The sequence below is a fragment of the Cellvibrio sp. genome (genome assembly GCF_039207905.1).
Lineage (GTDB): Bacteria > Pseudomonadota > Gammaproteobacteria > Pseudomonadales > Cellvibrionaceae > Cellvibrio.
The window spans coordinates 1-7035 of record NZ_JBCECX010000071.1 but is presented as its reverse complement, the minus strand read 5'-3'; the positions used below and the strand labels follow the sequence as shown (position 1 = coordinate 7035).

The following is a 7035-nucleotide window of genomic DNA, read 5'->3' as shown; positions in this document are numbered from 1 at the left end:
TGCGGTATACACACTTTCCAGGCGTGCTCCTTCGGCCACTCGGACATCTCACCGTTGTTTAATCGCTACGATTTAACTGTGCGATTTTTCGCCCGAAGCACTATCCAAAGTACCCCCTGCGAAGGCGCGCTAATGTACACAAGCAAACCTGTAAACGCAATCTTATTCAGGCGACCATGCACTAAAAAAGTCGCCAGGATTTTGTTCGCGCGGCGCATGTGGTGGAACGGTGGGCGTTCCGAGATAAATGAAGCCAACAATCTCTTCGCCTTCAGCCAAACCCAAGGCCTGTTTCACAAACGGATCGTAAGCCATATCGCCAGTGCGCCATACCGCGCCGACGCTAATCGCAAAGGCGGCATTGATAAGATTTTGGGTGGCAGCACCAGCGGCGATAATTTGTTCGACCTGCGGCACTTTGGGGTTGGGTTGGCAACGCGCAATTGCAACAACAATCAGCGGCGCACGCTGTGGCATAGCATGGCAGCGATCAATTTCCGGTTGGGTGATGGCAGGATTTTTTGCGGTAGCAGCCTGCGCAAACACTTCACCCAAGCGCGTAAGCCTCTCCCCTTCAACAACCAAAAATCGCCAGGGACGCAAATTGCCGTGATCCGCCGCGCGTATCGCCGCCCTGAACAACACCTCTAATTGCTCGGGAGTCGGCGCCGGTGCCGTTAGCCTTGGGGTTGATACGCGCTGGTGTAATGCTGTTATTGCATCCATAAAACTAAAACCTCACTAATAAACAATTCACACACTCGACCTGACGATAAAAGGTATAGCCAAGTCGAATATTGGGCGAACCTGTACCATACTTTCAGGCAGATAAATTAAGTAGCCATTATAGAGTCGGCTGTGGCAATAAAGTTGCTGCAGCTGCGCTCATTTCCAGAATCCGGCGGCCGACCATCATATGCATGTACCAAACCTCATCCTTGCAGTAGCCATTGAGATTTATCTGGCATTGCTTATCGCTACTGTTGTACTGATTTTTTATTCGCTCAAGCAGAAGAAATTAATCCGTCGCCAACAAGACAAATTGCGCGAGTTGATCGAGACGATAAAATCCAGCGGCGCACCCGCTGCCAGCACGGCAAAGTCTTACAAGCAATTAGTTAACGAACAACTGGAGTTTACCCAAGATCGCTTTGCGCTCATTGCTCCGCGCGGCGATATCACTGCTGATCAGCCATCTGATCTGCCCATCAACCAACGCATTGTCGCACTTCGCTATGCGTTTCTGCGCGCTGAAGAATTGGGAACTACCGAGGTACAAGGTAGCGAGGGCTATTGGAATATTTTCCGGCAAACACTCGAACCATTACTACAGCCATCAGCAAGCAATAACGACCTCGCCGTAGATATCGGTTTGGATTCATCACCGGATAGAGAATCCAGCGATGAACTTGAGATGTACAAGAAGCGAGTGGAGAATCTGGAGAAATTCAAGAAGCTATTTTTTGACCTGGAAAAACGCTGGAACGAAGCACAAGCCACAGCACAAACTTACTACAACGAACTCTATGCGATGGCCGATGGAGTTGCTGACCGAGAGCAGTACGAGCACCTGCTGGGACAATACAGCAATAGCTACAACGATATCAGCCATTACATGCATGACACTAGCGCAGCGATTACCGGCCGCCCTGTCGATCACAAAACCATCAATATCATTCGCCAGGACCCCCGCGCCGCTGATGAAATAATGAAGCTGCGTAATGTCGCCGCCGATCAATATCGTGTTATCAGCAACCTGCAACGAAAATTGGAAGAAGCAGTGACCGCAGAAGAAAAAGATCTGGTCATCAAAGAATTGGAACAGCAACTCCAACGACAAGTCCGCTTTGTTCAGGAATCAGACACTTGCGTTCAGTTACTGGAAGAAGAGCTTACCAAGGCGCACGAAAAAATTGCCGAACAAGAAGGCATGATTGAGAGCGACGGCCATCTGGAAGAAGAAAATCAACGGATCAAAGAAACGTTGCAGAGCTTCACCCAGGAGAGCAAAGAGCTACTGGGCAATTTGGAAGAGCTGGAGCGGGAAAATGATCAGCTTAAAAATGATCTGGAGCATACCGGCACAGAGCCAGCTGCCACCCAGACAGACTTGCAACAAATCCAGACTGAGTTTGCAGAATTGCGTAAGCAATATACCGAATTGGAAGAAAAATATCTGGAATTGAAGTTTAAATAATAACCAGACAGAAAAGTCGTCTGGCATTCCACCAACGAGTAGACATTTCTAACAAAAACCCGTTTAATTCACTGGCTTGGGTAAGCAGCTAGGCCTATTCGCAAGGATTCACTTACTGACCAAATAACAACAAGGTTTTAGTCCAATGAACAGTAAGACTGACAGTCAGCAACTGCAAACAGAATCCCCCATACAGCAATATTATTTTCGCGCCCTCATTTGTTTTGCCGCGTCCGGAACCCTTGCATCATTTATCAATTGGGATCACCCAAGTACCGCCCACATGGGGATGATCGTCTTTTTATTGATTTATGCCTACGCCACCTATCATTTCACTCGTAAACAAATTCCCGAGCGCATGGCCAATATTAATCGCTGGCTGTCCCATGCAGATGCTGCACTTATCGGAATCGTGCTCAGCCTGACCGACTTCAGTATTTTGCCCTGCGTTATGTTTCTTACCATGATTCAATTCAATGCGCTTATTAGTGGCGGCATTCGTAAATTGATGGAGGATAACAGTGCGTTTGCAGTCGGTATTCTTCTCAGCTTGGTGATTCATAAACCCCAGTTAGTGCTTTCCAGCAGCATCGAGATAAGTGCTGCAAGCCTGATTGGTGTTGCTACTTATTTTCTTGTCTACGCCATTTACATGCACCAGCGCTTTCACAAATTAATGATCAGCCAAAAGCAGCTGGAAAACGAACAAAAATGGCACAAGATCCGCGCCTATAAATTGTCCCGCTATTTACCTCCCACTGTATGGCAAGCCATTAATCGCGGCGACGATAAAAACCTGCAAGCAGAACGCAAACGCATCAGCGTGTTCTTTTCTGATATCAAAGATTTCAGCCAACTCTCGGAAGAAATTGAAGCAGAAGCCTTAACAGAATTACTGAATCACTACCTCACCGAAATGTCGAAAATTGTGGCGCACTATGGCGGCACTATCGATAAATTTATGGGCGACGGCATTATGGTGCTGTTTGGTGATAGCAATAGTAAAGGCGTTAAAGACGATGCCACCCGCTGCGTCGCCATGGCTATTGCGATGAAGAAGCGCATTAAATCAATGCAAGTCGAATGGTTTAACCAGGGTATCAAAAAACCGCTGCAAGTGCGCATGGGCATCAACACTGGCTACTGCACCGTCGGCACCTTTGGTACATCTAATCACCTGGACTACACCGTATTAGGAACCCAGGTGAACCTGGCAAGCCGCCTTGAATCAGCAGCAGAGCCAGATGAGATTTTAATTTCGCATGAAACCTGGTCACTGGTAAAAGACACCGTGATGTGCCGCGATAAAGGTGAAATCCAGGTAAAAGGTTTTTCATTGCCAGTAAAGGTCTACCAAGTGGCAGACCTGCGCAAAGAGATGGGCAAAAACCAAAGTTATTTTGAAGATCGCACCGAAGGCTTTTCCATGTATCTGGACATGGATAAAGTCCGCAATTACGACAAACAGAAAGTGATTGAATCGCTTGAAAAAGCGGCGAGCCGCTTAAAAGACAAAGTAATTATATAACTCCATCGCACCAATTATTGGCGAATCAAACGCAGCAATTCTGGTGTAGCCTCCGGATTACTTGATCGGAACGGGTTGATATCCAGCCCACCACGTCGCGTATAACGCGCATAGACTGTTAGTTCCTTCGGCTGGCATGTCCGTGCTATATCACTGAAAATCCGCTCAACACAATGCTCATGAAAATCCTGATGCTCGCGGAATGAAATGATGTAGCGCAGCAAACTTTCACGCTGGATTTTATTACCCTTGTAACGAATAACAATGCTCGCCCAATCAGGCTGTCCAGTCACGGGGCAATTAGTTTTCAACAGATGGCTTACCAGACTCTCATCCACTATCGCAGTTTCGGTAGTGAGCAATTCAGGTGCTGGATGGTAGGTATCAACCGCCACATCCAATTCATCCAACAGCTCACCGTACGCATCCGCTATCGCAGTGAGATGCGGCGCTGCAGGCGACAACCCCGATGCCCCACTCAGTGGAATTAGTTTTACCTTCACTTCAGCATTGGTAGTCGCAGAGAGATCTTTAGCAATCAGCGCTTCCACTTCCTGCGCACTTTCAAAACGGGTTTGATTGAGTGAATTTAAATAGAGTTTGAATGACTTGGACTCTGCAATAAACTCGCTTTCGCAAGGAATAAAAAATTCGGCAACAGCAACAACTGGTTTACCTTTAGCATCAAGCCAGGACAACTCGTAACCAGTCCAAATATCCACGCCGTAAAATGGCAAACCCTCACCTATTCCCAATACTTCACGCGATTCCGCGCGCGGAATAGGAAACAGTAACTGCGGGGCGTAGACCGATACGTAATCTGTTTGGCGACCTAGCGGATTATGGTTCATAACATTTCCAATATAGTTTCAGATTCGCGAATCAAGCGCGCAAACGCTTACCCGTTTTTAATAAATGCAATCCAACAGCAAAGAGCACAACAACACACAGGATTAAACCGGTAAATGCCATACCAATGTGCACATCGGTAATTCCAAGCATCCCGTAACGAAAAGCATTCACCATATGCAGGATAGGGTTAAATACCGACACCTGCTGCCAAAATTCCGGAAGCAAGTTAATCGAATAGAACACACCACCGAAATAGGTTAGCGGCGTAAGGATAAACGTTGGGACGATTGATATATCATCAAAGCTATTGGCGTAAACTGCGTTGATAAAACCTGCCAGAGAAAACAAGATTGATGTCATCAACACAATAGAAGTGGTGATAAACCAGTTGTGAATGTGCAAATCCGTAAAAAACAGAGACATCAACGTCACTATCAACCCCACCGCCATACCACGCGCAACACCGCCCATCACGTAACCCAATAAAATAATGTAATTGGGTGTGGGCGATACTAAAATTTCTTCCACGCTGCGCTGGAATTTTGCACTGAAAAATGAAGACGACACATTCGCGTACGAGTTAGTCAGTACCGCCATCATAATCAAACCTGGTGCAACGAATGCGATATAGCTGAATCCACCCATATCACCAATGCGACTACCAATCAGCTTACCAAAGATCACAAAATACAAAATCATCGTAATTGCAGGAGGCAATAAGGTTTGAATCCATATGCGGGTAAAGCGTTTAATCTCTTTCTGCAGGATGGTCAAAAACGCAATCCACTGCTCTTGTAAACTCATGATTGCACCTCATTTTTCGCAGCACTCGCCAGATCTTTATTCGCATTTACCATGGAAACAAATAACTCCTCCAATCGATTGGCTTTGTTGCGCATACTGACAATTTCAAATCCTTGAGTAGTCAGCTGGGTGAATACTGCGTTGAGCGATTGGCCCTTATCCACTTCAACCTCAAATGAATGCTCATCAATTTGCGCAACATTGTGCCCAGCCAAGCTCGGCAATGTTTGCAGATTACCCTGCACATCGAAAATAAAAACTTCTTTATTAAGTTGCTGCAATAAACTCTTGATGCTGGTGTTTTTAACAATGACACCCTGATCAATAATGGCCACGTTGCGGCACAAGCTCTCCGCCTCTTCCAAATAATGGGTAGTAAGGATGATGGTTGTTCCTGCGGCATTTATCTCACGCAGAAATTCCCACATGGAGCGGCGCAGCTCTATATCAACGCCCGCTGTTGGCTCATCAAGAATAAGCAACTGCGGTTCATGCACCAGCGCGCGGGCGATCATCAAGCGCCGCTTCATCCCGCCCGACAACATACGCGCAGGCGTATGGCGCTTATCCCACAAACTCAGTTGTTTTAAATATTTTTCGGTTTGAACCTCAGCTTGCTTACGCGGCAAGCCATAGTAGCCTGCCTGCTGCAATACTATGTCCTCCACTTTTTCAAACATGCTGAAATTAAATTCTTGCGGTACCACACCCAGAAACTTTTTGGCCGCAGAGAAATCAGTATCGATATTTTTACCGAAGACCTCGACAGTGCCGGATGTTTTGCGCACCAGGGAACTGATGATCCCGATAGTAGTAGATTTGCCGGCACCATTCGGGCCAAGCACGGCAAAAAAATCACCGGGCATCACATCCAGTGAAATACCTTTTAGGGCTTCGAATTTTTCGTTGTAAACTTTACGCAGGTTTCTTAGTGAGAGTGCCGGAGTCATAACCCCTCGCAGAAATGAATGAAGATCAGAAAATTTACCACCAGATCAGGGCGCAGTATGTCGATTTCAAGTTCAGAACAATCAATTTACGATCAAGAGTATTACACATATCACCTGGAGTTACTTACCGCCTTCAGCGAGCAAGTCCAACAACTACCGCCATTTAATCTCGACAATCCAAGCGAGGATGACCAGGAGTTTATTACCGGGCTCACACACTTACAGCAACAATCGCACAGCGCTGACTTTTTGGAACAAGGGCAAGTATTGATGTGTCGAGTGGTTGGCAGCTATCCGCACCTAATGCCGCTGCTCTATCGCGATTTACTCTGGTTTTTTGGCGGTGACTGCCTGCATTTTATGCCAGACGAGGAAATCGCCGTTTTTCAGCGACTGGACGAGCAACGGGAAGATGCCAAACAGCAGCAGACACCCTTTAACTACAAAGAGGCACGCGCAAAATCGATGGGAATGCATTAAGCCAGATTAGCGCAAGGAATGCGTTATGCCCGACAGGGCAATTAATCGATCAGGACAATAAAAGATTTTTGTAACTGAAGAGTAAAACTGGAGCGGGAAACGAGACTCGAACTCGCGACCCTAACCTTGGCAAGGTTATGCTCTACCAACTGAGCTATTCCCGCTAAATGTGGCGTCCCCTAGGGGACTCGAACCCCTGTTACCGCCGTGAAAGGGCGGTGTCC

Annotated in this window: 7 protein-coding genes and 1 tRNA gene; 3 read left to right on the top strand and 5 right to left on the bottom strand. The window is 46.9% G+C overall.

All coding sequences use genetic code 11. The annotated features are described in order from the left end of the window. Positions 1-162: 162 nt before the first annotated feature. On the bottom strand, positions 163-726 hold the full coding sequence (locus tag AAGC78_RS21620; RefSeq protein ID WP_435786181.1) for a nitroreductase family protein: 564 nt from the start codon (positions 724-726) through the stop codon (positions 163-165). A 190-nt stretch (positions 727-916) separates the two neighbouring features. Between AAGC78_RS21620 and AAGC78_RS21615 the strand changes: the two genes are divergently transcribed. Together AAGC78_RS21615 and AAGC78_RS21610 are read left to right on the top strand one after the other, a co-directional pair. Beyond that, a complete protein-coding gene (locus AAGC78_RS21615) occupies positions 917-2197 on the top strand; it encodes a hypothetical protein (RefSeq protein ID WP_435786180.1) in 1281 nt (426 codons plus the stop codon). A 145-nt stretch (positions 2198-2342) separates the two neighbouring features. Continuing rightward, positions 2343-3725: an adenylate/guanylate cyclase domain-containing protein gene (locus AAGC78_RS21610; protein WP_435786179.1), complete on the top strand. Its 1383-nt coding sequence runs from the start codon at positions 2343-2345 to the stop codon at positions 3723-3725. 14 nt (positions 3726-3739) lie between these two features. Here the strand turns inward: AAGC78_RS21610 and queF are convergent, their stop codons facing one another. Genes queF through AAGC78_RS21595 form a run of 3 tightly spaced genes read right to left on the bottom strand, consistent with a single transcriptional unit; the run spans position 3740 to position 6331 of the window. Then, positions 3740-4576, bottom strand: a complete 837-nt coding sequence (queF, locus tag AAGC78_RS21605; protein ID WP_435786178.1) for an NADPH-dependent 7-cyano-7-deazaguanine reductase QueF — start codon at positions 4574-4576, stop codon at positions 3740-3742. Between the two features lie 31 nt (positions 4577-4607). Continuing rightward, on the bottom strand, positions 4608-5381 hold the full coding sequence (locus AAGC78_RS21600; protein WP_435786177.1) for an ABC transporter permease: 774 nt from the start codon (positions 5379-5381) through the stop codon (positions 4608-4610). Next, a complete protein-coding gene (locus AAGC78_RS21595) occupies positions 5378-6331 on the bottom strand; it encodes an ABC transporter ATP-binding protein (RefSeq protein ID WP_435786176.1) in 954 nt (317 codons plus the stop codon). The genes AAGC78_RS21600 and AAGC78_RS21595 overlap by 4 nt, the downstream gene beginning before the upstream one ends. Before the next feature lie 57 nt (positions 6332-6388). Here AAGC78_RS21595 and AAGC78_RS21590 point away from each other — a divergent pair, with 57 nt between their 5' ends. Further along, on the top strand, positions 6389-6811 hold the full coding sequence (locus AAGC78_RS21590) for a PA2817 family protein (protein ID WP_435786175.1): 423 nt from the start codon (positions 6389-6391) through the stop codon (positions 6809-6811). An 88-nt stretch (positions 6812-6899) separates the two neighbouring features. Here AAGC78_RS21590 and AAGC78_RS21585 read toward each other — a convergent pair. Continuing rightward, a tRNA-Gly gene (locus AAGC78_RS21585) sits at positions 6900-6975 on the bottom strand. Between the last annotated feature and the right edge of the window lie 60 nt (positions 6976-7035).

Bases quoted from the DNA above. Each gene is read 5' to 3' on its own strand.
- AAGC78_RS21620 (WP_435786181.1), bottom strand. From the start codon at position 726: ATGGATGCAATAACAGCATTACACCAGCGCGTATCAACCCCAAGGCTA.
- AAGC78_RS21615 (WP_435786180.1), top strand. From the start codon at position 917: ATGCATGTACCAAACCTCATCCTTGCAGTAGCCATTGAGATTTATCTG.
- AAGC78_RS21610 (WP_435786179.1), top strand. From the start codon at position 2,343: ATGAACAGTAAGACTGACAGTCAGCAACTGCAAACAGAATCCCCCATA.
- queF (WP_435786178.1), bottom strand. From the start codon at position 4,576: ATGAACCATAATCCGCTAGGTCGCCAAACAGATTACGTATCGGTCTAC.
- AAGC78_RS21600 (WP_435786177.1), bottom strand. From the start codon at position 5,381: ATGAGTTTACAAGAGCAGTGGATTGCGTTTTTGACCATCCTGCAGAAA.
- AAGC78_RS21595 (WP_435786176.1), bottom strand. From the start codon at position 6,331: ATGACTCCGGCACTCTCACTAAGAAACCTGCGTAAAGTTTACAACGAA.
- AAGC78_RS21590 (WP_435786175.1), top strand. From the start codon at position 6,389: ATGTCGATTTCAAGTTCAGAACAATCAATTTACGATCAAGAGTATTAC.